Below are 22,956 nucleotides of genomic sequence, written 5' to 3'. Positions count from 1 at the left end.
GACTGATCATACAATGAACGAGGATTCTATATATAAAAGGCACCCTTAAACGAAAAAAACAATCCCTAAACAACATACTGTCTAAGGATTATCCTTATAAAATGGTAATAAAACCATATTATTAAATATTTTATTTTTCGTTTCAATGGTCATGTTTCCACCGTATTTATCACATATTCTGGATATATTGGTTAAGCCAATACCATGAATATCCGGGTTTGATTTTTGACTATGCAAATGGGCAACTTCATTCTCCATATGATTCAGGATGTGAATAAAAAGCCCAGATTCATTGGAATGTATTTTAATAAGAAGGTATCTGTCATCCGCAATCTTGACCTTTTTAGATGCTTCTATGGCATTATCCAGCATATTGCCCAGAGCGACACACAAGTCATAACGTTCAATATTCACTTTCTGTGAGTATAAGTTAAGTTGGGTATCCACCTTGATGCCATTGGCCTGAGCAATATTAAGACTATTCGTGACAAGAGCATCTATAACCAGATTACCGGTGTTAACCCTTTGATAGGCTCCTTCGATTTTATTTAATGTGACCTTAATATGTTCACTTGCCTCAGCTAATTCATTTCTCTTGATACATTCTTCAATATACAAAAACTGTTGGTGTGTGTCATGAATGATTCTTTTCATATTTTTAAAGCTGTGAACCGTTTTTTCGTAGTTAGCATCCTGGTAGTCCATCTGATGTTGTAATTGGCCATTTTCATGCATTAACTGGAATTTTTCAATGATATTATCGAAGATGTATATGATAAAAACATTTAAGAAAATAAAGCTAATAATAGATACAAAATAATACATATTCTTTTCACTATAAACAGATAAAACATTGACCTGGTATATACTTATGATGGGAACGATTAAAAATAAAATGTAGTAACGAGTATGCAAAGGGAAGGTTCTGCGTTTGGCAAATAATCGTATAATCTGAATGACAGCAAACATGATAATACAGCTGAGTAACATAACCTTAGAAAATATCAAGTGATCTTGTCCGCTCAAATGACTGAAGTTGCTAATCTTGACGGAGTCTACAGCATATAAAATATACAGGGATATAAAATTAACAATGGTGAACAATACAGCATAAAGTATGGAAAAAATGATCTTTGTCTTGATTTCCACTGTATAAGATAGCGCTAAACTAAATATGACGATTAATGCCAAAATAGAGGATAGCGTCGGGGACAAATAAACATTTAAGTATAAGATGTTCAGTGATCCAAAAATGATGAAATACATGAATCTTCTATTTGGTTTTCGATTGGATTTATCAAAAACGGAGTTAAAGTAAAAATTTACCTGAAAGCACATCACCAGTACAACACATAGATTAAGAAGCAGGTAGTTATATTCCATCATATTAATGCATCTTCATGATCATAAATTTGGTATACAAATCTTTAACTTCTTTTACTTTAGAACGTCCAATAGGCAGCTTCACACCATTTGACATCAAAACATCACCGCCAGCAAATTTTTTGACATGAATTAAGTTTATAATAATCGAACGATGAATTTGCAGAAAATTATACTCCTTTAATGCTGATGCATAATCTGAAAGAATCCCTTTGCTATCATAGGTTTGTGTAGAGGTTACAAAATGCAGCTTGTTTTTTATGGTTAAGCTTTTGGCCACTTCAATACTAATGATATCATCATATTTTAAAAGCACCTCTTCATAAGCTGACTTGATGATAACGAATTTTTTATCGAGAGATTGAAAGTACTGACACAGCTTTATCATTTTTTCCTCAAGGATATGGGAAGCAATCGGTTTTATTAAATACTGAAATGTGACCACGTCAAAGCTTTCCAGCATATACTCGGGATAGCTCGTTAAAAAAACAATCTGTTCATCAAGGTGACGCAAACTCCTTATTTTTTGGGCTGTTTGAATTCCGTTCATGCCGTTCATTTCAATATCCAATATTAAGATATGGAATGGCGATTCATGGTTTAGATAATGAGATACCAGTTGTTCTCCTGAGTCGAATAACTCCACTTTAAATTCTATATTTGTTTTGATTGATAAAGCGATCAGCATATTTTTAACAAGCTCTCTTTGCTTGTACTCATCATCGCAGATAGCCACTCTATACATAAATGCCATACCTCTCATTCCCACGGCATGTAGCATGGAATTATAGTCTGAACAGTATACAATTTTTTTAATATTCTATACATAGCTTTTGGATAAAACGCAAATTCAAATCCCTCAAATGCACTTCAGCTCCAGTTCACATGGCTATAGTAGTAAAAGTGTCTGCTTTTGATACAGGTCTAGACTCCGTTCTCTTCACTCATTACATCATGGCCTAAGCGACTTACAAACTGGCTAATTAATCGGTTTAATGGTTTGGCTGCTTTCGTAGGAATTCGATGATCCATATCTTCGATAAAAATCAGCTCGTTTTGGGGCAATCGTTCATGCAACAACCGGGCATATGGATAAAAGAGTTTGTCTTTCTCTCCGTAAATCAACAGGACGCGATGATTTATTTCCTGCAAATGTGCTGTACAGTTATAGTGCAGACTATAATTGTAATATTGCTCCGCGTTTTTGGCGTTTCCTTTTCTGGCATCGTTAAACAACGTCCAGAACAAGGATAAATTTTTATGAGCTTGACTCCAAGCAGTGGAGAAAGCAATCGGACTGATCAATCCCAGCTTGGAGAACATATGTCCAAGTGATATTTTATTTTTTAATTCCCTACCGCCAACTTCCGACATGCCACCGATGATAATGCCGCCCAGGGATCGATCAGGATAGGCTAACAGAAAGTCAAGCACAATGGAGCCACCTATCGAATAACCGCATAAAAATGCCCTCTCTATCTTCAACTCGTCCATGAGCTGCCTCATATCCTCGGCAATTAACGGATAGGTAATCGCTTTCTTGGAAGGCTCACTTTGACCATGACCCCGAATATCAAAAGCGACTGTACGAAAACGATCAGACAATTCCTGAATTTGATATTGAAAATTCGAACTTGTCAACACTGGAGGATGAACGAACAGGATCGCCGTCCCTTTTCCACGATCCGTGTAATGCATACTATATCCGTTTATATTGGTTTTGGGCAATGCGAAACACATCCTCACTGCTTATATTTAGAAAAAAACAAAGCGTAAAAAAAAACGCAAAGACCTTTCACAATGCGTTTTTCAAAAGCTCTTAACAAAAGCTGGCTCACCATAAAGGAGTTATCATAATTATTTCCGAAAATATTGTGAGTTACACAACATTTTCAATTTTAAACTCGACTGTTTTTCAAAGGACAAGGACGAGTGAAAAAACGCGCACCTTCCATCATCTCGTGCTTCTACATATCAGAAACGGCAAGCTCCAAAATGAATCATCAGGCCTATCATGAACGCTCGATCACAAGCTCGGACGTTACCGTATCCGTAAGGCTACGCCGAACTGGCGGCACTGCTGCCGTACCAATACGGCTACATCCGCTTCACGTGTCAGATCGACCGCTTCCTCAACCTTGAATTGTCATTTGTATTCATGCTCCATATTTAGTCTGGTTTCTCCCTGCAACCCTCCATCTGCTGAAGCTTGAAGCAGCAGCTCACCTGCCAGATACCCGGATTGTACAATAACGAGACACCTGCCTCTGTGTGTTCGTATCTGGTTTCCCTGGAAGGGTTCATCACTGGTGAGATCGCCGTTGTCTATTCCAAGGATACGACCATCACCATGTAGTTTAAAGGTTAAATCAAATTCCTGATTAGGTACAATGATTCCATCTTGATCTGAGACAGTTACCTCCACATGAGATATTTCATGACCATTGGCAGGTAGAACCGTCCGATCAACCTCCAACTTTAGAGCATAAGGAAGCCCGGCAGTGGTTAATTTATGCTCATAGACCTTCTGATTTCCATTACTGCCAATAGCCCGGATTTTGCCCGGTGAATAGGGGAGTTCCCATTTGATTAAATGATCAGGATAATCGGCAAGCTTTCTCTCACCGTAAGATTCATCGTTCACAATCAATTCCACGCTCTCACAATTGGTGAAGGTAACTAACCGTATCAATTTTCCGCCGTATTCAGGAAATGTCCAATGATCTTCCATACCCGGAGATTTCCAGTGCATCGTCCACGATGGATTGTGTTCCGGCTTCATACGTTCGTGAAGTACAGCAATGTGCACAATAGGCTCATCTGACCATAAACTTTGTTGAAGATAGGATACAGGTCTGCGGAACCCGCAAGTATCAATCAGGCCCGAGGACCACCCTTTGGAGGGATAGCTTGTTTCTCCCAGATAGTCAATCCCGCTCCAAACAAATTGACCCATCACATAATCATGATTAACGACATCAAACCAAGGATTGTGGGGCAAATAACCTTTAACCCGGTTATCTTTACCACGATAGTATGGGAAAGTCTCCGTTCCAATGATTAGCGTATCCGGCATGGCCCTTCTGTAGTGCTCATACCACTGCTCCTGATAGTTTAACCCCAGAACGTCCACTCGTTGTGCCAGCAGCCTGGTATGCTCTACCTTGGCTTCAATCGAACCATCACGCAAGCTGATCGGTGTATTATGCGGCTCAAGCGCACATGTAACAGGCCGGGTAGGATCTTTTTCATGGCAAAAGGCGACGAGTTGCTCCAACATTTTGAGCATGGACGGTTGGCCCTGGTTCTCTACTTCATTCCCAACACTCCACATGAAAACGCTGGGATGGTTTCTGTCTCTTACGAGCATCGCCTCCAGGTCCTTTTCCCACCATTCATCATATAAATGCTCATAGGAAAGAGATTTCCATTTGTCAAAAGCTTCGTCAATTACCAGGAACCCCATCTGATCACAAAGATCCAACAATTCAGGTGCCATCGGATTATGGGCAAAACGAATCGAGTTACAGCCCATTTCCTTCAGCTTCTGTAGTCTTCTTTTCATGGCCGTATCATGGTAAGCAGCTCCCAGACAGCCCAAATCATGGTGAATGCAAACTCCCTTTAACTTCAAGCTGCTTCCATTCAGAAATAAACCCTTTTGAGCGTCCAGTTTCACTTCTCTTATGCCAAAAGGGGTTCGATAACAATCTATCTCTTTATTGTCGCAATAAATGATTGTTTGAGCTTCATAGAGCACTGGGTTCTCCGGTGACCATAATTCTGGCTCTAAAACCCGCGTTTTTTGCTCCATTTCGCCCGCTTCAAAGCCCGAAAGAGTCACTCGGTTTTCAATTTTTCCTTTTACTTGTCCCTGTGAGTCCAGAATTTCAGTCACAATATTGCACTCTACGGCATGCTCATGATGATTAGTAACCTGGATTCTGGCACTCACCCTGGCTTCATCTGGCGAAATTTCAGGTGTGGTGATGTAAGTCCCCCATTCGGTTACATGAATATAATCCGTACAAATCAGCCACACATTACGATAAATACCGGACCCCGAATACCATCTGTCAGGCGGAAGAGTCGTATTGTCCACTTTGACAGCAATCACGTTATCCTCATCCCACCGAATATATGGGGTCAAATCATATTGAAAACTAACATATCCATAAGGCCGCTTGCCCACAAAATGCCCATTGATCCAAACCTCACTGTTATTGTGAATACCATCAAATTGTATGTATACGCGCTGTTTTGGAGAAGAGGGCTTCACATTAAAATGCTTTCGGTACCATCCGACAGACCATCTGGGCAAATAAGCTTGATTCCCGCCATACAGCATATGTGGATCAAAGGATTTTTCTATACTCCAGTCATGAGGGACTTGAAGGAGCCGCCATTGCTCATCGTTATAATCCATCTTCTTGGCACCTGTGTAATTTCCATCCATAAATTTCCAGTCCGTGTTGAATGGCGTAATCACTCTGCTTCCCATCATTTTGCCTCCATTTCATAAAAATTGATGAACGGATATAACAACAGTACAGGCTTTATCATCACAATAGACGGGTTCTCAATTACAATATTTGAAACACCGGACGATCTTCAACAAAGTGTATGGGAATCATTGGAAATTGGGCGGAAAGTACATCAGCAAGATATTTCATACCAGGCGCTTCGCTTTCAGCATGTCCCAGCATAATAAGGGCTTTATTTCTGCCCTGATAGACAGCATCTTTCACATATTCTGGCGTTTCCCATTCGGGTCCTTCACCAGCAATGATTAAATCCACATTTTCATTTAGAAATAATGGAATGGCCAGTTCACCACCTCCCCTGTATCCTACTAAGATTCCCACTCGTTCACATGGCATGGAAAGCTCGCCAGCTACCCGTACATAACGAATATGAAGCTTGGCCTTGATATATTCGGCGACCTCCTTAACTTCCATCGCCGGAATCGTCAAAATGGCGGCCGTCGCCTGCTGTTCCACAACGTAGGTGTGCCAATCAAGTGCCTGGAGAAGTCCAATCATCACTCCATCCGGTTGATAACGGTGTATGGTGTCATGAAAACGATAAATACCTAGACCCGAGTCGGCAATCAGGCGAGATTTTTGCAAAAAAACGGGGTCATGTCGTAAACATTCCTGCATCCCCTGATGACTATAAAAAATGCCTTCATGCGTAATGATAAAATTTGCGCCTAGAGAAATAGCTTGCTCTATCACATACTGCGACGCTGAGAAAGCGGTTACAATTCCTTGCACCTCAGTATCCACATGCCCTGGATTAAGCAGATCTACGGTCGTGTTAGGTGTGCTTATTCCCTTGGTCAGATGGTTCACAATCTGCCCCATAGTCATGGTCATGCATGTATCCCTCCTCATGGAGAATGTACATCAATTGTACCATTTTATTTCAGTCATAGGCGCTATTTCTTTTAGTAAAACAGCCAGCTCCAAGGGAGCCGACTGTAGTATAAATTTATTTATTATATATTTAATTCATGACAATCCGAATAGTCCGTTGGTCAAGCAGGACTTGGTGAAGATTGCGGAAGATCTCCTCGCCTCCCATTGATTCAGCAAATTCCATCATAACCGTTACTCACAACAGCTTCTGTTAGTAACGGTTATAGCTCTCCCCTTTTCTCACTCAGGCACTACATTATGAGGACCATCATCGATCTGTAGATCAACATCGAAAACTGCCCAGGTTACATGGTGATTTTGATCTCATACACAGGTACAATGCTGACCGAGCCGATGTCCACGATTCGTTCCTCCGTCGTCTCTTTCCAGCCAGCCATGGTCGTATTGCTGTTGAGAACCTTGCCTTTTCGAATGGGGGAAACATATACATACATTCCTTGCTCCATGAGCCGATGTTCAAATGGTTTCAAACCCATTTCCCAGGTCGTATGGTTGCAGAAGTTATCGTGAATCAGTTCGCCATCAATAAAAGCATAACCAATATCTCCAGTATAATCGATACGCAGTAGAGCCTCCTTGATTCCGTCAAAGGCATTTATTTCGAAATCAAGAGTAAGTTTATCGTCATTAACCCTTTTCAAATAGAACTGGATTTCTTTCTTAGGAGCCCTTAAACGATACGTTTTGAATAAATTGTTTTCTGTTATTTCAAGCAGCTCTCCACCAGAAATGGATGTGATTGAGGCGTCAAAATCCGGGAATACACTCAGGCTTACCATTTCCTGGTCTGTTGACTCCAGCCTGATCTCAGCTCCAGATACAAGCACATTGGCACTTGTCAACATAACTCTGTCCCGGCCTTGCAAGTTTACCTTCCAAAATTTTAGACTTTGTTCATCAGTCATCGTGTAAATGGTAACTTTTTTGCCACTTTCAGATACCAGGTGGATGAGATTATCTTCCTCTTCAGCAACCTTAATGATCGTGTTCCCATCCATTTGGTCTATCGAACCTTTGTCGATGGTGGCACTGATCATATCTTTTGACTCCATTGCATAAGTTCCTGTCATGCCCTCCGGTACAAAGAAAAAATAATATACTTCTCCAGCCTCTTCTATCCTTGTTATCAGCTGTGCCGTTGCATATTTGAGCTTCATTCCATCCAGATCGAGATTAAATGGCAATATGGCGAAACTTTCACGTCCTAACGCCAGCTCCCCTTGACTAGGTATGACAATCGTTTCCTCTGGCAGCTCAATGCTTACCTTAAAATCGCACAGGTCGTCATTTTCGACATGATCTTGGAAATTATTTAGAAACAGGTAACCCGATCCGGCACTGGAGCGCACTGCATATCGCAAGGTATCCACATCGTAAGGATCCATCTGGGACGTATCCCCTGGCAGAATGGTCTTCGTTAGGGAGAATTGCTTTTGGAAGGTTGAAAAAAAATAATGCTGTATCTTTGTTCTTTGGTATGATTCCCTTACTTGACCGAATTCGCCGATCATGGCATTAAAATCATAGGATATTTTAGGTGTAGCCAGATCATTTGTGAACGGGTTAACCTTACCCCGAGGATTCGAACCCCCATGATACATGTAGTATCCGATCAGGTTACAGCCTTCTGCAACCTTCATGACAGTCATCGCTGGAACACTACGATAGGGAAAGGCAAACCGGTATTTATAAAACTGAACCATGCCGCCACCCATCTCGCAGCAAGCGTACGGATAGTCTTCCGGGGCGTATTGGGGCTCAAAATTGTAGCTCTTCGGAATCTTGTTATTATGCTTGTCTCGGAAAATGTATTCCGGTGTCGCAGGATGCTCGTCCATCCCCTCCAGACGTCCCTCTTCGTAGTATATCCATGGCCAGTAGGCATACCCGCCCCACAAGGTCAGCATATCAGGTACAGGCGTTGTGGCTCCTCCCCATCCTGTGCACGTATAGATCGGAGTATCAATCCCCGCTTCCAGAGCTATTTCTTTAAGTTTTAACATATGCGAATTACCGTCACTTCCACTGTTTAACCACATATCATTAATCCCTACAGTCAATGCCCACTGAGCAGATGAATGATTATGCTCGTTTTCGATTTGGGTGCCGATGATCGGTCCCCCCTCCTTGTATAACAATCCTTTAACCTGGGTACCGATTTCGTTATACATTCTTCTTGTATAGAACAGATACCCCTCATCATTAGAACGAACCTCAAAGGGCCGACCGAATAACCAATCCGGCATACCGCCGTTTCGGATTTCCCCATGATTGAAGGGTCCAATTCGAATCATGACGTATAGCTGATGCTTGCCACACAACTCGATGAAACGGCGAAGATTTTTGTTCCCACTCCAATTAAAAACGCCTTCAACTTCTTCATGCAGGTTCCAAAAAATATAAGTTGCAATGATGTTTACGCCGCCCATTTTTATTTTAATCATTTCATCTTCCCAATAGCGTTCATCGTAACGGGCATAATGGAATTCACCACAAATGCCGAAAAAGGGCTCTCCGTCCTTCTCCATAAAATAGTTGGTGAATCCGATCTCCTCTCCTTTAGGATTGGTGCCGCCAAGTTGGATATGTCCTTTAACAATATGCTTGTGATCGTCTTTGACCGTAATTCGATAGTTTCTCATGAAGTTCACTCCCCTCACTCGTTCATATTGAATTCAGGATAAATTGATTCCATTTGCGCTGCCAAGCTACATCATTCCAGAATGGATGATGCGGAGCACAGTTGGAGCAGAGGGTCATTCCCCAGAATCCAAGTGCCATTCCTTTTCGCAGCACATATTCAGCGATAAATTTACCGACTGGGCCTTCTTCAAATTGGGCATACAGCGGCGTGTAGCCTACATAGCCTTCTCCTATGACAGTTGGAATGCCGGAATGACGGGTCCATTCATGAATTTCTTCCAATCGGGAGTCCGCTTTCTGCAACATGGCCATTTTATGAGCTCCATACCGATCATACAAAAATAAATCCCATTGATCGGTATCCACCCAGTCGTGCAAATAAATAAGCCTCATGCCAACCGGATTGCCTTCCATCCGCCAATTCTGCTCCGGAGGCAGGGTCCACTCTGCAAATGGAGGAGCGTCTTCTCTTAATAGGGATTGTACAAATGGATTGGGGAACGGCGACAACTCATCATCAAGCCCTGCCGCTTCCATAAGCTCATTAAGCACCCCTTTAATATAAAGATGAAAATGGGCAACCTGCATATTGCGCGCGACGTAAGCTTTAGGATAGGCTTCATTCAACGTATAGCTGGCCGTCATCATAATATCGGGATGACATTGGCGAAGATATCCAACAGCTTCCTCTACATAGGGCTGCATGGCTTCAATAATGGCTGATACATTCGTTTCTGCTATGCCTTCAGACGTTCCGACGGCGTTTAACTGTCCAAACTCCACTTCATTATGCAACTCTGTATAGATAATCTGGTTCCTATAGCCTTCCGCTGTAACGAAACGAATCAACTGATCCATCGACCTTGCGATGGCCATAAATCTTTCCTTAGGAGGAATTGCAGCTAATTCATCTCTAAGCTCACAATGAGCCAGGAAGCTGGGACTCTGCTGATATTCCCAAGAGGATAACATAATGTAACAGTTATGAGCCTTTGCTTGTCTAAACAGCTCAAGCAAATGAGCATGCCCATCCAGCACTGCGCCGCCGCGACAGTTATACCAGCGCGTACGCTGGCCTACTTCCCCAAGGTTCGCAAACTCCAAGGGTCCGGGGCGTTTGCCATCCGCCGTAAACAACATGAATGGCATAGCACATATTCGGATCGTATTGTAGCCTCTTTCGACCGCTTCTTTAAAACGGGCTTCAAGATCGCTATAGGGCTCACCTTCCTGTGTCATTGTATACCAAGAGAAATCCCACATTGTGATCGTCAATTTGCGTGGTACCTTTTTCAAGAGATTACTCAATTAAGCTCCCCTCCCAGTTCATATGATTCAATGCTCCTTGGTGGTTAGCTTCCAGTTTAAGCACCGATTCAAAATGCAGGATAGCTTCGTCCTGTCGCCCTAATCCAAGCAAGCCAAGTGCTTTCATATAGGTACAATGGATTTGATTACGAATATTCAAATCATCTTCAAAAATAAGAAAGTCGGGTAATGAAACCGCGAAGTAATCCATTTTCACGGGTTCGAACAAGTGTCTTTCAGCGTAATCAATTAGCTTGTTGAATCGACGAGTGCCTTCCTTCACATGACCAAGTTTCTTCCAGGCCAATCCTTGGTAAAATATCATATCCGGCTGTTGATCGTTGTAATACATGGCGTTGGTGGGTTCCTCCAGTCCTTGAGAGGCCGTGGAAAAGGTCAGCATTGCCTTATCTGTTAATTTCAATCGCTCATACGCGCAGCCCAAATAATAGTAGATATCGTTATCCTGGGAACCCTTTAACTTACCTTCCCCAAGATTCTCTGGATAAACTAAAGCCTCACGCAGCCCTCTTACAGCCTGTTCAATCCGTCCAGACCTCAGGTCGGACTTGGCAAGCTCTATTTTGGCAAGCCTATACTGTCCGGTTGCATTACCCTCTCCGCCTTCCCATGGGTGAAATGTTCTCCCTGCTAGCAAGGACAACGCTATCTTATGTTGCTTCATCGTATTGTGAACGGTTACATATTCCAAAAACAGATCATCGCGAAGCTTTACGATCCCCGGATAACTCTCCAGCAGGTTCAATCTTTCGTCGGACTTAATGTTCAGCTTCTTATAAAGCTGGTCAAGCTCATAAAGAACACGCGCGTCTGATGTATTGCATACAAAGGCCTGCTCTAACGAATGGCGAGCCTTCTCTATTTGGCCTTGTTTGTTAAAATATCCAAGAGCAAGATTACGGTGAACGACGGGGTAGGTATCATCAATGGTACGAGATGTTTCCCAGCAAGCAATGGCATCCAAATGCCGTTTCTTATCATAGAGTAAATTGCCTAAGTAATAATGAGCCTTTCCGTCCTCCGGTTTCGTTTGAATTGCAAATAGTAACACGTCCAACTCAAACAGACTGTTAGGAAAACAGTAATCAGGCACTGCTTCGGCTGCATGAACGAGAGTCCTGTTCGCCTGCTCAAGCTTGCCGATTTTAGCATAGCAGAAGGCCTGAACGTAATACAGCATAGGGTATGTTTTCGCCTGCTCTGGAGCTTCTTCCAGCACACATGCTGCATCCTCATAGAGTCCCGCCGCCGCATAGTCCGATGCTACTGCTATATAATTATGCACATCTCCACGCATCCATTTTTTCAACTCTTCGAAGACCGTTTTAGCATCAGATCGTAAACCGAGAGCCTCTAATGATAATGCTTGCTCACGGTAAGCTCCAAAATCGGCGATATCGAGCATGATCGTTTCCTTGGAAAAAGCTATTGCCGCTTCGTAGTTGCCCAACTTACGAAAAATGGCCGACTTAAGGTTACGTGCTTTGTAATTACGAGCATTTCGGATGATCGAACGCTCCACGAGCTCCAATGCTTCTTCATAGTTCCCTTTTTCTGTCGCAATCTGCGCAAGTGAGAAATACCCGCTGTCTTGCCATGCCGCACTCCATACTGATTTATAAAATGCAGAGAACGCTTCATCCATCCGTCCTTGGTGTTTTAGTGACAAACCAAGCTGATAGTAGGCCTCACCGTCATAGGGGTTAGAGTTGCACCAGGTTATCCGCGAAATGGCTTTACGGAAGCACGCTTCGCTTGCTGAATACAACCCTCTACGGAGAAGCAACGTACCATACGCTACATTTATGCGGCTGTCATTTTTATCTCTTTTCAGGCCCTCCAGATAATACGCCTCGGGTTCAAAGGTGGCATGACGGTATTGCTCCAAGTGTTGTCCTGCTAGATACAATTCTTCGTTAGTTCTTAATTCCTCCGGTTCCGGCAGAGGGGCTGCCGCAGCTGGCATCTGTTCAACTTGCTTTTTCTGCGGCTGGTAGCTAATCAGTTCCCTCCCTGCTGCGTCTTTGACGGTTAAGCATAGTTCATCATCCTCATCCTCAGCCAAGAGATTGATCTTCTGTACAAAGGCCTTACTAGGTTCCAGATCTACAGATTCTTTAATATAGATTCTCCGCTGGCTGCTTAATTCCACGACGGCTTTACGGAATGGCGAAGTCACATAGACTCCAATCTGTGCTATCCCTTCGCTACGATCCATGTCCAAACTTACAGCTGCATCAATTGAAGCATTTTTGACCATACCAATATGTTTATAAGGCATAAAATACTGCGAGAACGATTTTTCTTCATACGGCTGAAGCCAAGTAAAATCCGGCTGGTTATCGGTATATACCCCCGTCATCAACTCGATGTAAGGACCGTCTTCGTCAGTCAGATTCCGATCCCATGCCTGCCCGAATTCGCCATTGCCCCATGTCCATTGCTTTTTTCCGGGAGAGATGTGATGGTTGGCCACATGCAAAAGTCCGGCTTGTTTCATATGGTCGTAACCACCTATGAAATTGTAGCCCGATTTATAGGCCATATACGAAGTGGGGGCAGGAATATTTTTATATCGGGAAATATCTACGCCTTCAGAATAATCCATTTTATAATAAGTGCCTGTAGCGATCGGGAAACGGGATACATCTCGCTTTCCGTGATCGAACACAGCCGATACGTCCGGAGGAAAAACAGATTGAGTGTGATCATGTACCGCTACGGCTGGATTTGCCCACCACAGAAACGTTTGAGGCTCGGCAGTCCGATTGTATAGCTGGACCCCAATTTTAAGGTATGCTTTATCCGGTTGAAGTGTAAAACCAGCTGTTACTTTAGTGCCGAACATACGATCCATTTCGCTCACCCATACTGTCGCACTTCCGTCCTCACGTTCTTCCAGCTTGTATTCGACGGGTCCGTAAGTGTTGGGACGGTGATGCTGTGGCCAGTTAAACTCAATGCCTCCCGATATCCATGGCCCCAATAAGCCAACAAGCGCTGGTTTGATGACCCTGTTATAATAAACAAAATCGTAACCGTTGGTCTTGTCGACCGCACGATAAATGCGACCTCCAAGCTCTGGCATGATCTCAATACGCAAATATTTATTCTCCAGAAAAACTAATTGATAATTTTCGAGTTTCTTATCATCCTCAATTTTATCAATTACCGGATGCGGATACACTCGACCGGAACTTCCTTGGTAGACACGTTTCTCCAGAAACATTGGATTTTTGTCGGGTTTGCCAATGCCGTACGTAGGGATCTGCACGGTTTCCTCCCACACGCGTGCCTTAGCCTCGAAGTTTCTCAAATCCATCACTCCTTTGTAGTCGCTCTTATATTCAGAGCTTACAAGTAAGCGACATTACAGACAATTGACAATCCACTGTTTATGATGGACTATATACGTATTTCATCATTAAAGACGCATCCGGCTGGGGGATGAATAAATTATGAATAAGAAAGCTGATGGATTTGAAGGTGAAAAGTTATATGTCCTTCCACCCTATATGTTGGATAAATTAAAATTGAATCCGCTTACACGCAATCTATATATTACGGATATAGGCTGCTTTAGCCATGCCCGCCATCATTTTCGCGAAAGAACGCATGGCTGTGACTCTCATATATTCATTTATTGTGCCAGCGGAAAAGGTTGGGTACGAACGGAGGATAACATAACCATTTGCATGACGGAGCGAAGCTTTGCTTACATTCCCAGGGACATGCCGCATGCTTATGGGGCTAACGATGAAGATCCTTGGACGATTTACTGGTTTCATCTCCAAGGGGACCAAATGGACGATTTCATGGTATTGTTTGACCCTTTTAAAACGTATGTTACGATGGCAGCCAGTGATGAAGTCAAACTACTGGAGCTATTTCATCAGTGTTACGACCTTTTATTGAACAAACCATACTCCATTATACATTTAGTTCAAGTGTCGCAAACTGTTCGTTATCTGCTGAGTTTTGTTTTATCTGTTGCATTTCGCAAGGAAGACAGTACGTACCAGAGCCATGTTGATAAGGCAACACGTTATATGAGCGAACAATTGGAATCCACCGTTTCGTTGGAGGGGCTTAGTCGACATGTTCAGGTATCCAAGCAGCATTTGAACTTGATATTCAAGCAATCAACCGGCTACTCTCCTGTCGATTACTATTTAAGAATGAAGATACAGAGGGCCAGTCAGCTTTTGGACTTAACTAATGCTTCTATTAAAGAGATTAGCATACAACTCGGTTTTAGGGACCCGTACTACTTCTCCAGACTGTTCAAAAAAATAATGGGCTGCTCTCCTTTGGAATACCGAAATAATTTGAAGGGTTGATCTATATTCATCAGGAGCGTTCAAATTTGCTTCTATCAGGCTACCGCAAGGTCACAGATCATTTACGAATCGGGGGTGCAAGGTCTATACTTAAGGTTAAAAAAGGAAGTTTTGTATGCTCCGAACGTTGAATCGAAGACTAAATACAGCTATGCCGCTAATCACGCCTACCAGCATACTAATTGGCGTCCTGATCGGTACGTCGTTGTCGGAATACACCGAACTCTCTCCCTGGCTGTTTGCGTTCATGACCTTCGCGGGCAGCATCAGCATGGGTTTCAAGGATTTTGTCCATGTGATAAAGCATCCCGGTCCGCTGATCGCCTGTCTGTTTATTCTTCACCTGGCCATGCCACTTCTCGCCATGATGCTTGGGCATCTGGCTTTCGGCGACGATCCTTATACGATTACCGGGCTTATTCTTGGCGCGGCTATCCCTACGGGCATTTCCAGCTTCGTGTGGGTCAACATCTACAAAGGCAATACGGCGCTGACATTGGCTATTATTCTGATCGATACGATTTTGGCTCCATTCGCCGTACCTGGCATTATGTCCCTGCTGGTCGGAGCGGATGTACAGCTTGACACCTGGGCGATGATGCAAAGCCTGTTTTGGATGATTGTCGTTCCTTCGCTAATCGGCATGGTTTTGAACGAATGGACCAAAGGGAAGATCAAGCAGGTGTGGGGACCTCGGCTGGGTCCGTTCTCCAAGCTGGCCATGGCTCTTGTCGTGATGATTAACGGATCTGTAATCGCGCCTTATCTGGTCGATTTTAATCTTAAGCTTGTCGGAGTATGCCTATCCATAATCATCCTTGCTTCCACCGGATATGCGATCGGTTATCTGATCTCAGGGCTGATGCGGTGGAATAATGCAGATCGTACGGCGCTTGTCTTTAACGGCGGCATGCGCAATATCAGTGCGGGAGCCGTGCTTGCCATCACCTACTTCCCGGCCCCGGTAGCGCTGCCTGTTGTACTCGGAATGATTTTCCAGCAATCTACGGCGTCTCTGGTTGGATTTCTGCTAAGTCGTCGCGACCGTGGCAAGACCAAGGAGAAGCACAGCACAGCCTCTGCTTCTTAAGTTTTACTCCAACCAGACCATGGGCAAATACGATATGTGTTATCACCTCAAAAACGGCAGCCAATAAATTGGCTGCCGTTAATATTTGATTCTCGTACTAATTGGAATTGATATAATTGCTAGTACGATTGTTGATGACACCATTATCTCGGGAATTTCCAATTGGACTACCGGATATTATTGTTATTTTTTAGTATGCTTGCTCCTGCTGAACAGATTGATTTCTTACTAAATGCGCACTGCTTATTGTTACAATATGCTGTGGCGGTAATCCCAAAAGTACTCTCCCGTATAGCTCCAGACAGGTAGAAGCTGTGGTAAACGCATGGTTAGCTCCGCCTCTAATGTCACGGAATATTTGCGATAATCGGTTCGAATCCAGAATTGCGCTACCGCCGCTTTCTACCATTAGCATTTCAACTGCTTCCGAACACAACATAGCAGCATACCCAATATCCGTTTGGATTTGTACAAAATCTTCCTGACTTAATAGTTCCCCACGTTGTACATAATCCTCTAGAATGTCGATGGATCGATTGATATGAAGATGTGCGGATTCAACCTTCATAGCTGCCAGCCCTACTTTGTACTGAATATGTCCAACTTCTGCCTGCGATCTGTGAATGGTCATGGCTATTCCCTTGTTAGGTGCCCTTTCAATAAAGTGCTCCACTGCCCCTCTTGCAAGCCCAAGAATAGTGCTTATACCTGTTGTAATGCTGGTAATCAGAAATAAATAATGCTTATATCGATCTTCCCCCTGTAAATGCTGTAACCTAGTCTCATCCACTTCCTCGAAATTTTCGTCAGCAACATATTCATTGGGAATAAAGACATAATTCATTTCTAAGCTATTACTTGCCGACCCTTTTAAACTCATCGTATGCCAATCATCGATAATTTTAATTTCATCCATTGGAACAACGGCCAGCTTCATTTTAGGGTCTTGTTGCATCGCACTAGCATCTTTTAAATTTAACAATGCATGGGTTGCATGCTTTGACCCAGAACCAAATGCCCAACGACCATACTCAACCAAATAGCCTCCATCCACCTTCTTCACAACAGCTTTAATGGCTTGTAGTACCGAACAAAATTTCACCTCTTTTTCTTGTTTAAAAATCTTATCAACAACTTCTGTGGGCAGTAGCTGCGATGAACTATAGTTATTTCCATTTATATTTTGAACCACCCAACCCACGGAGCCATTTCCTCTTGCCACTTCTGAAACAATTTCAATCATGGCTTGAATACTCACTTCATATCCACCGTATTTTTTCGGTGTTCTAAGCTTGAAGAGTCCTGCACTTGAAACTTTTTCAATAATCTCTTCGGGTATATGCATGTCTTTATCAATTTTTGTTCCATATTCCATTAGCAATGGAACTAATTCCGTCGCATTCTGGAGAAGTTTTTGCTCTTCAGCGGTAAGTTGAACTACTTTACTTAAGGTTGACAATAGAAACACTCTCCTCATTACACGTATTAGGTTTTGATATGGATTCAGAGATAAAATGACTCATAAACTACTCTATAATGCTCCGATCAAGATGGGGCCATTTCCACTCTATATCTCATCATCGTGCACCTCAATAAACTTCCAGTTATTTGGAAGACAGTAGTTTAAAATAAAAAGCTGACGCCGAAGAGGATAATCTCGTTGCAGTTTTTTGATGATACGGCCTTTAACCTCGACGACTTCAACGGAGCCATCTTTGAGTTCCATGAAGAAGTCCGGTGTATACACACGTTTTTTATATTTCTTGCCGCAATGCTCCACAGCCTCCACAATCTCAAAGGTTTTATGCAGTTCCAGCTTATGGAGGAAACCTGCAATAGTCAAAGGAACAATTCTTTTATTATAGAAGCGCTCCTCCGCTTCGCTATCAAATGTGGGGCGTTGAGTAGGCAATGGCTCCCGAGGTTTTACCAACCGTTGATCTTGTTCTCGAATTTTCACATGAGGATTCGATGTAAGGAGCTCCATGAGATCGGCTTCAGACATATGCATAGGCTCACCTCATTATGACCAGTCTGATTTGGCGACTTTCACTCGTCTAACGAACACTCCAAGAACAAGCCCAGCAACGGCAATCAACATAGCGAACAAAAGTGCGTTCTGCATGCCTGCAGTCAATGCCAGTATTGCATTAGCCGGGTCTGAAGGGTTAGGTACATCCTTCATAAAGTTTGCTACTCCGCTTGTCATAACGCTAACCGCTACTGCTAATCCGAGAGCCCCAGCAATCTGCTGTAGCGTAGTCATTATTGCCGTTCCATCCGGGTACATTTCGGCAGGAAGCTGGTTAAGCCCATTCGATTGAGAAGGCATCCATACCATTACAATTCCAATCATTAGGCAGGAATGCAGTATCACAATCAAAGTAATCGTGGATGCCGTCGTGATACTAGAAAAGAACCACAGTGAGGCCACGGCTAAGAGCAAACCGGGAACAACCAGAAATTTGGTTCCAAATTTATCAAAGAGCGTCCCAATGACGGGGGAAAGAACAGCAGAAAGGATACTGCCCGGAAGAAGAATGAGACCCACCTTCAGAGCACTTATTTCAAGAACGCGAATCATAAACATCGGAAGAATGAACATGGCCGACATTTCAGACATCATGCAAACGAACACCAGCAATGTACCGATAACAAACATCGGATTTTTAAGCGTTCTTAAGTTCATAAGCGGTTCCTTCATGTTCAGTTGCCGGAATACAAATAGTATCAAGGCTACAATGCCCATGATTAGGGATACAATGACCTTGGAGTCGCTCCAGCCATGATCGCTTTCTCCAACTGTACTAACAGCGTACACGACACCCCCAAAACCCAAGGTTGACAAGATCAAAGAGTAAAGGTCGATACGTGGTTTAGTTATTGGTGATACATTCTTTATATACGTGGCGCCAACAAGCAAAGCAATCAGCAGGGTCATTAAAGACAACCAAAATATCCAATGCCAACTCAGCTTATCGAGCAATAGACCCGAGATGGTTGGACCAATAGCAGGTCCCACCGTGAAAACAAGCGTAACCAGGCCCATCGCTGATCCGCGTTTCTCAGCCGGAAATATGATTAGAGCTGTATTGAACATCAATGGGAACAGGAGACTCGCTCCTACGGCTTGTAATATACGTCCTACCAACAGGATTTCAAAACTTCCGGCCATGCCTCCAATAGCTGAACCTACGATTGAGATAATGAGTGAGGCAAAGAAAAGTTGCCTCGTGGTAAACCACTGGATCAACAATCCTGAAAGCGGAACTAAAATTCCCAGTGTGAGTAAATAACCACTACTTAGCCACTGGACTGTGGATTCGGTAATAGCAAAACGGTTAATCAAATCGCTAAGAGCTATATTAATTGCAGTTTCATTAAACGTACCTATTATACCGGCCAGCATTAACGAAAACATGATAGGTAAAACTTTAACATTTGGAACCGATTGCTGTTCTGAAACAGTACCTGATTGCAAAACCTTCACTCCTCTATTTCTTACTAATTTTCACTGCATTACTATCCGCAGCACGGGATATTTTTATATTAGTAAGCGCGTTCACCAGAACCACGGTAACAGGCAGCGCATTGAGTTATTTTCATATCTGCACCTCCTCTTGTATATTTATCTCATTCTCTCTCTAAAACCCATGGAAAAGTAAACTCGGAAGCGAACAGTATAGCCACCGCCTCAACTTCAGCCACATTTGATAAAAATATCGGACCTGTCGAGTAGAAGAGAACTTTCAGCTTTTTGATCATAGCACACGCGTGTCAAGTCCCCCCCCAACTAAGAAAAAAGTCAACCCCCTTTTTTTTCGACCTACAAATGAAAGGCTGCTCAATCGCCTTATCAAACTCGGAAATGGATGCCACTTTTTTTATGCTCTGTCGCCTTTGGTGTAGTTTCATGGTCTGGAGCATTTCGTATCCATGGACAGAATCATGGGCTTGTCGCTCTGTCCATTCAAAACGAAGTGGGTTCCAGCGCATCGACCACGGCGTGAATTTTCGCGCTTAATCCTCCTCGGGATCGCCCAATTGCTTGCTTGTCTTACCCCTTCTCTTTAAGAGCTAGACAGATAGCCTGATATTTTACCAACAGCAGCAATAAAAAAAACACCATTTTTAACAGCCGAAAATCTATGGAGTTCCAACCTTCTTCTTGATGTGAATAGATATCTGTGCCTGACAATGGATATATTGAAAAAAACTCAAGAGGACCACGTTGAAACGTCTCTTTGAGAATGAGATTAACTGAGCTGCTATGAATGGAGGAAAAATGTAATGGAAACGAAGAAAGTCGCTTTTGTTACTGGAGGATCGCGTGGAATCGGGGCTGCTATCGTAAAACGACTTGCTGCAGAAGGTGCGTCAGTAGGTTTTACTTACTCAAGTTCACAAGAACGAGCTGAACAATTAGTCAAGGTAGTCGAAGCAGAAGGAGGGGTGCCCTGGCTTTGAAGGCGGATAGTAGCAAATTTGAAGATATTCGTGCTGCAATTACTGAAACGATAAATGCATTTGGAAATATCAATATCCTTGTCAATAATGCCGCAGTTTCCATCCGTAAACCATACGAACAGATTGCCCCAGATGAATTTGATCATGTGATTTCCGTCAATGTTCGGTCAATCTTCCTGTCAGTACAGACGGTTGCACCGCAGATGGGTCACGGTGGACGAATCATTAATATTGGCAGTCTTAATTCGCAAAACAATCCCTTTCCAACCATACTCTTTATGTAACTTCAAAAGCGGCTTTAGCTGGTCTGACTCGTGCGTTGGCGCGTGATCTGGGTCCCCAGGGAATAACGATTAACAATATTCAGCCAGGGGCCACTGATACAGACATGAATCCCGCTGACTCCCCAGCTGCACTGGAATATGCACGCTCTATTGCGCTTGGTCGGTATGGAACTCCTGAAGAAGTTGCAAGTATGGTAGCTTTCATAGCTAGCGAAGAAGCTAGCTATATTACCGGAGCCACAATAAATGTGGACGGGGAACTGCAATCTAGAATTCATAATCTGCTCAGATGAGATGCTGAGCTTTTTTCTGATGAGATAAGTATTGCTTCCAGCAGGAAGAGCGACTGTAATGGCCTTGGCACTTTGCAAGTCCAAAGCGGGCAATAACGAAAACGAAGTTAAATTAAGCAGCCTAGGTCCGGTATTCAACCGGACCTTATGGTTTAGACCAAATTGAATACGTTCTTGGTTAATCCCAGCTCCACGCCCGAATTAACGATGAAACACCCTTGACGTTCTCCTTCTTTCCTCATTGTGGACTCTAAAAATTGTCGAATTAATCCCTTTACCGGTTCTTGCTTTTCAACCAGGAATTTCATTTTTTTATTTTGAATAGCCTCATATCGTTGGAGTGCCTTCATAAATGAGGCATGCTTATCACCAAAAGTATCATAGATACTTCTTCTGTGAATTCCCATAAAGTCAACTAATTCTTGCATTGAAGTTTTCTCGTAACCTTGCACTCAAAACAGGTGTATCGCTTTATCTAATACTTCATTAATTTCAAATTCTTTGGATCTTGCCATTGTAATCACCTCATGCATTCATTTTACATTGAAGTGAACGATCGGCAAACTAGAGAGTAAAACGTGAATAAAATCAAGCGTGGCGCTTGATTTTATTCTTTGTGAGCATTACAGGTATGAGACCTATTTAAATGCTTAACGAAGGATTCTTCGTTTGTCTGCTTGTAACCAATCGGGCGTCCATCCTTTTTCCATCGCATCCAGGGTTACTCCTGGTGGAACTATGGCATCTATCGCATCCAGTATATCGCTACTTAATCGGATGTCACTACCCTTTAACGTTTCCCGGAGTTGTTCAATTGTTCTTGCCCCAACAATGGCAGAAGTAATGGACGAATGAGCTTGTGTGAATGCCATGGCAAGATGCGGTAAAGTTAATCCTGCTTCATCTGCAAGTGTTTGGAGTTTGGCTATGGCTTCAAACTTGATGCGGTTTTCTTCTCGACTAGGGTCAACAACAGATTTTAAGCGTCCAGCGAAGGTGGCTGCTCTTGAATCCGGGGCGACAGCTTCTCCTGAACGGTATTTTCCCGTTAATAAGCCACCCGAAAGTGGGCTCCAAACCAAAACACCCATTCCATATTTTGCTGTGGCAGCAAGCAGATCGAATTCGATACTTCGGTTTAAAATGGAATACGGGGCTTGCTCAGAGACAAAACGTGCTACATTTTTGCGTTCGCTAGTCCATTGAGCTTCGGTCACTTGCCATGCCTGAAAATTGGATGTACCAATGTAGCGTATCTTCCCTTCACTGACCAGATCCGTAAGTGCACCAAGACTCTCTTCAATATCGGTATCGAGATCAGGCTGATGCAGTTGATACAAATCGATATAATCGGTTTGCAGCCTTCTCAAACTATCCTCTACTGCTCGTTTAATCCAATATTTTGAATTTCCTGATTGATTTTGTCCACTGCCCATGGGAAGACCGCCTTTAGTGGCCAGAATGACATCCTGTCTGCGTCCTTTTAGAATGTGACCTAAAATTTCTTCGGATTGACCACTTGAATAGACATCCGCAGTATCGATCAGGTTAATTCCTCCAGCCAAAGCTTCATCCAGTATGACTGCAGCTTCTTTCTCCGTATTGTTCCCCCAAAAACCAAATGTACCTGTACCTATATAAAAAGTACTAAAGAAGTTAACGATCCTTCAATTGGGTAATTAAAAG

At 43.1% G+C, this 22,956-nt stretch carries 16 protein-coding genes and 2 pseudogenes; 5 read left to right on the top strand and 13 right to left on the bottom strand.

Annotation, left to right across the window (positions count from 1 at the left end; translation table 11 throughout):
- Positions 1 to 81: 81 nt before the first annotated feature.
- The 3 genes from ABIA61_RS20115 to ABIA61_RS20105 form a co-directional block, all read right to left on the bottom strand.
- Complete coding sequence (locus tag ABIA61_RS20115; protein WP_283654535.1) at positions 82 to 1,386, bottom strand: ATP-binding protein; 1,305 nt, start codon at positions 1,384 to 1,386, stop codon at positions 82 to 84.
- A 1-nt stretch (position 1,387) separates the two neighbouring features.
- Positions 1,388 to 2,128, bottom strand: a complete 741-nt coding sequence (locus tag ABIA61_RS20110) for a LytR/AlgR family response regulator transcription factor (RefSeq protein WP_044645367.1) — start codon at positions 2,126 to 2,128, stop codon at positions 1,388 to 1,390.
- 179 nt (positions 2,129 to 2,307) lie between these two features.
- Positions 2,308 to 3,111, bottom strand: coding sequence for an alpha/beta fold hydrolase (locus ABIA61_RS20105; protein ID WP_404581168.1), 804 nt, complete (start codon positions 3,109 to 3,111; stop codon positions 2,308 to 2,310).
- A 204-nt stretch (positions 3,112 to 3,315) separates the two neighbouring features.
- On the opposite strand from ABIA61_RS20105, the gene ABIA61_RS20100 reads away from it, so the two are divergent.
- A complete protein-coding gene (locus tag ABIA61_RS20100) occupies positions 3,316 to 3,525 on the top strand; it encodes a hypothetical protein (RefSeq protein ID WP_404519737.1) in 210 nt (69 codons plus the stop codon).
- A 4-nt stretch (positions 3,526 to 3,529) separates the two neighbouring features.
- On the opposite strand, the gene ABIA61_RS20095 is transcribed toward ABIA61_RS20100, so the two are convergent.
- The 5 genes from ABIA61_RS20095 to ABIA61_RS20075 form a co-directional block, all read right to left on the bottom strand.
- A complete protein-coding gene (locus tag ABIA61_RS20095; RefSeq protein WP_404581167.1) occupies positions 3,530 to 5,884 on the bottom strand; it encodes a glycoside hydrolase family 2 TIM barrel-domain containing protein in 2,355 nt (784 codons plus the stop codon).
- Between the two features lie 82 nt (positions 5,885 to 5,966).
- Positions 5,967 to 6,761: a Nif3-like dinuclear metal center hexameric protein gene (locus ABIA61_RS20090; protein WP_404581166.1), complete on the bottom strand. Its 795-nt coding sequence runs from the start codon at positions 6,759 to 6,761 to the stop codon at positions 5,967 to 5,969.
- Positions 6,762 to 7,108: 347 nt separating this feature from the next.
- Positions 7,109 to 9,466 (bottom strand): beta-galactosidase, encoded by a 2,358-nt coding sequence (locus ABIA61_RS20085; protein ID WP_404581165.1) that lies wholly within the window; start codon positions 9,464 to 9,466, stop codon positions 7,109 to 7,111.
- 22 nt (positions 9,467 to 9,488) lie between these two features.
- A complete protein-coding gene (locus tag ABIA61_RS20080) occupies positions 9,489 to 10,775 on the bottom strand; it encodes a cellulase-like family protein (RefSeq protein WP_404581164.1) in 1,287 nt (428 codons plus the stop codon).
- Complete coding sequence (locus ABIA61_RS20075; RefSeq protein WP_404581163.1) at positions 10,768 to 14,118, bottom strand: DUF5107 domain-containing protein; 3,351 nt, start codon at positions 14,116 to 14,118, stop codon at positions 10,768 to 10,770. The genes ABIA61_RS20080 and ABIA61_RS20075 overlap by 8 nt, the downstream gene beginning before the upstream one ends.
- A 136-nt stretch (positions 14,119 to 14,254) precedes the next feature.
- Between ABIA61_RS20075 and ABIA61_RS20070 the strand changes: the two genes are divergently transcribed.
- Together ABIA61_RS20070 and ABIA61_RS20065 are read left to right on the top strand one after the other, a co-directional pair.
- Positions 14,255 to 15,136 (top strand): AraC family transcriptional regulator, encoded by an 882-nt coding sequence (locus tag ABIA61_RS20070; RefSeq protein ID WP_283654528.1) that lies wholly within the window; start codon positions 14,255 to 14,257, stop codon positions 15,134 to 15,136.
- A 115-nt stretch (positions 15,137 to 15,251) separates the two neighbouring features.
- Positions 15,252 to 16,226 carry a bile acid:sodium symporter family protein gene (locus tag ABIA61_RS20065; protein ID WP_283654527.1) on the top strand — a complete coding sequence of 325 codons (975 nt, stop codon included), beginning with the start codon at positions 15,252 to 15,254 and terminating at the stop codon, positions 16,224 to 16,226.
- Positions 16,227 to 16,416: 190 nt separating this feature from the next.
- Here the strand turns inward: ABIA61_RS20065 and ABIA61_RS20060 are convergent, their stop codons facing one another.
- From ABIA61_RS20060 to ABIA61_RS20050, 3 genes are all read right to left on the bottom strand, one after another.
- Complete coding sequence (locus ABIA61_RS20060) at positions 16,417 to 17,685, bottom strand: acyl-CoA dehydrogenase family protein (protein WP_283654526.1); 1,269 nt, start codon at positions 17,683 to 17,685, stop codon at positions 16,417 to 16,419.
- 108 nt (positions 17,686 to 17,793) lie between these two features.
- On the bottom strand, positions 17,794 to 18,231 hold the full coding sequence (locus ABIA61_RS20055; RefSeq protein ID WP_283654525.1) for a DUF1064 domain-containing protein: 438 nt from the start codon (positions 18,229 to 18,231) through the stop codon (positions 17,794 to 17,796).
- Positions 18,232 to 18,249: 18 nt separating this feature from the next.
- Positions 18,250 to 19,647, bottom strand: a complete 1,398-nt coding sequence (locus ABIA61_RS20050) for a DHA2 family efflux MFS transporter permease subunit (RefSeq protein ID WP_404519846.1) — start codon at positions 19,645 to 19,647, stop codon at positions 18,250 to 18,252.
- Positions 19,648 to 20,516: 869 nt separating this feature from the next.
- Between ABIA61_RS20050 and ABIA61_RS20045 the strand changes: the two are divergent.
- Positions 20,517 to 20,977, top strand: a pseudogene (locus ABIA61_RS20045) (SDR family NAD(P)-dependent oxidoreductase).
- Between the two features lie 23 nt (positions 20,978 to 21,000).
- A complete protein-coding gene (locus ABIA61_RS20040) occupies positions 21,001 to 21,270 on the top strand; it encodes an SDR family oxidoreductase (RefSeq protein WP_349361948.1) in 270 nt (89 codons plus the stop codon).
- A 179-nt stretch (positions 21,271 to 21,449) separates the two neighbouring features.
- On the opposite strand, the pseudogene ABIA61_RS20035 reads toward ABIA61_RS20040, so the two are convergent.
- Together ABIA61_RS20035 and ABIA61_RS20030 are read right to left on the bottom strand one after the other, a co-directional pair.
- Positions 21,450 to 21,785, bottom strand: a pseudogene (locus ABIA61_RS20035) (TetR/AcrR family transcriptional regulator); the annotation flags it as partial.
- 135 nt (positions 21,786 to 21,920) lie between these two features.
- Positions 21,921 to 22,907 (bottom strand): aldo/keto reductase, encoded by a 987-nt coding sequence (locus ABIA61_RS20030; RefSeq protein WP_283656183.1) that lies wholly within the window; start codon positions 22,905 to 22,907, stop codon positions 21,921 to 21,923.
- Between the last annotated feature and the right edge of the window lie 49 nt (positions 22,908 to 22,956).

It is taken from the genome of Paenibacillus sp. RC21, from assembly GCF_044907935.1.
Classification (GTDB): domain Bacteria; phylum Bacillota; class Bacilli; order Paenibacillales; family Paenibacillaceae; genus Paenibacillus; species Paenibacillus terrae_A.
This window is presented reverse-complemented; position numbering and strand designations above follow the sequence as displayed.

Excerpts from the sequence above, each read along its gene's own strand:
- ABIA61_RS20115 (WP_283654535.1), bottom strand. The coding sequence starts at position 1,386 with ATGATGGAATATAACTACCTGCTTCTTAATCTATGTGTTGTACTGGTG.
- ABIA61_RS20110 (WP_044645367.1), bottom strand. The coding sequence starts at position 2,128 with ATGTATAGAGTGGCTATCTGCGATGATGAGTACAAGCAAAGAGAGCTT.
- ABIA61_RS20095 (WP_404581167.1), bottom strand. The coding sequence starts at position 5,884 with ATGGGAAGCAGAGTGATTACGCCATTCAACACGGACTGGAAATTTATG.
- ABIA61_RS20090 (WP_404581166.1), bottom strand. The coding sequence starts at position 6,761 with ATGACCATGACTATGGGGCAGATTGTGAACCATCTGACCAAGGGAATA.
- ABIA61_RS20085 (WP_404581165.1), bottom strand. The coding sequence starts at position 9,466 with ATGAGAAACTATCGAATTACGGTCAAAGACGATCACAAGCATATTGTT.
- ABIA61_RS20075 (WP_404581163.1), bottom strand. The coding sequence starts at position 14,118 with ATGGATTTGAGAAACTTCGAGGCTAAGGCACGCGTGTGGGAGGAAACC.
- ABIA61_RS20070 (WP_283654528.1), top strand. The coding sequence starts at position 14,255 with ATGAATAAGAAAGCTGATGGATTTGAAGGTGAAAAGTTATATGTCCTT.
- ABIA61_RS20065 (WP_283654527.1), top strand. The coding sequence starts at position 15,252 with ATGCTCCGAACGTTGAATCGAAGACTAAATACAGCTATGCCGCTAATC.
- ABIA61_RS20055 (WP_283654525.1), bottom strand. The coding sequence starts at position 18,231 with ATGTCTGAAGCCGATCTCATGGAGCTCCTTACATCGAATCCTCATGTG.
- ABIA61_RS20050 (WP_404519846.1), bottom strand. The coding sequence starts at position 19,647 with ATGTTTTCGTTAATGCTGGCCGGTATAATAGGTACGTTTAATGAAACT.